Raw genomic sequence first — 1,446 nt, 5'->3', positions numbered from 1 at the left:
TTAATCCTCCTCAGACAGTGATTATTCAGGGTGTACAAAAATAGGCAAATGTGCTCTAATAATCGCTCTTAACTAAATCGATAGTTTTGTCTCATTTCCCCTGACACATTCCGAAGTTAATGTTTGGGTAATTAGATAAAAAACCTTTGAGATTTGGAAATATTATTTTTTTTGCGAAATAACTGAATGCCACTATGTGTAATAGTCCTGCGGGTTCTCCATGAAATTGCTGGCATATTGATCGAGTATCATCAAGTTCACGCTTTAACCTTAAACACTGTCCTAGCAGCACTTCTCCTTCTGCTGTGAGTTGTAGCCTTTGTTTAAAGCGAGTGAATAAGGTAATGCTAAATTCGTTCTCTAATCGTTTAATTTTCTTACTTAATGAAGCTTTTGTGGTTTTCAGTTGCCCTGCTGCTTTAGTCAGGCTTTCTGATTGAGCCACATATATGAAACTTTCAAAGCGATCTAGATCAGACATATTATATGTAAACCAAAGTGAAACAGTATGTCTACATTATAAGTATATAAAAATATTTTGGAAACAAGTAAAATCAATTTAGTCCTAAGTTAATTTTCACGAGTGTTAATTTTAAGTGATTTTTTTTAAAAGAAAGTACGCTACTTTAATTGTTGCTTGCTTGGGTTTTTTTATGGTAATTACGGATGCAACAGCTACAAATATTGCTCTTCCCAACATTACTTTAAGCCTTCATGCTAATTTAGCTGATTTACAATGGATAGTTGGTGGTTATACATTAACATTATTGTCCTTAATTAACTCGAACTACAACAATCAAAAAGATCGAGCATGTGCCATTGGTATTTGGGGAAGTGCTGGAGGTATAGCAGCTGCTGGTGGACCAATTTTTGGTGGACTCCTCACATCAGGGTTTGGCTGGCCTGCTGTATTTTTTATTAATGTGCCTATTGGGATTATTTCAGTCATTGTGGTTTATAAAAATGTTTATGATGCCAGCATTAGAGAAAATTATAAATTTGATATACTGGGTCAAATTATTGGATTCATTGCAGTGACATTACTTATGTATTTTTTAGTAGAGCTTGGCAATCAAGGTCACTCCCTATCAGGGATAACAATTATGATCGGAGGATCTGGCATTTTTGCTTTATCTTTGTTTATTTATATCGAAATTTACTCTTCACACCCTATACTTTCATTGACATTTTTCAGAGAAAAAAACTTTTCGATATCAATGATTATAGGTGTATTAATAAATATAGGGTTATATGGTACGCTTTTTATCTTGCCACTATACTTTCAACAAATTAAAGGATATAACACCTTGAAAATTGGATTATCAATACTACCAATGCTTGTATTAGTTTCAATTTCATCATACCTGTCTGGGAAAGTTATAGCGCTCAACGAATAGTTTCTGACATTAACTTCATTACTTGACTAAGCGCTGTCTCTAAATTTAT

The 1,446-nt window shown here is 33.5% G+C and carries 2 protein-coding genes; one reads left to right on the top strand and one right to left on the bottom strand.

What is annotated here, in order from left to right:
• Positions 1 to 91: 91 nt before the first annotated feature.
• Positions 92 to 481 (bottom strand): LysR family transcriptional regulator, encoded by a 390-nt coding sequence (locus C200_RS04150; protein ID WP_033923671.1) that lies wholly within the window; start codon positions 479 to 481, stop codon positions 92 to 94.
• Between the two features lie 172 nt (positions 482 to 653).
• Here C200_RS04150 and C200_RS04145 point away from each other — a divergent pair, with 172 nt between their 5' ends.
• On the top strand, positions 654 to 1,397 hold the full coding sequence (locus tag C200_RS04145) for an MFS transporter (RefSeq protein ID WP_033923670.1): 744 nt from the start codon (positions 654 to 656) through the stop codon (positions 1,395 to 1,397).
• The last annotated feature ends 49 nt before the right edge of the window (positions 1,398 to 1,446 follow it).

The organism is Piscirickettsia salmonis LF-89 = ATCC VR-1361 (genome assembly GCF_000297215.2).
In the GTDB taxonomy this organism is placed as follows: Bacteria; Pseudomonadota; Gammaproteobacteria; order Piscirickettsiales; family Piscirickettsiaceae; genus Piscirickettsia; species Piscirickettsia salmonis.
This window is presented reverse-complemented; position numbering and strand designations above follow the sequence as displayed.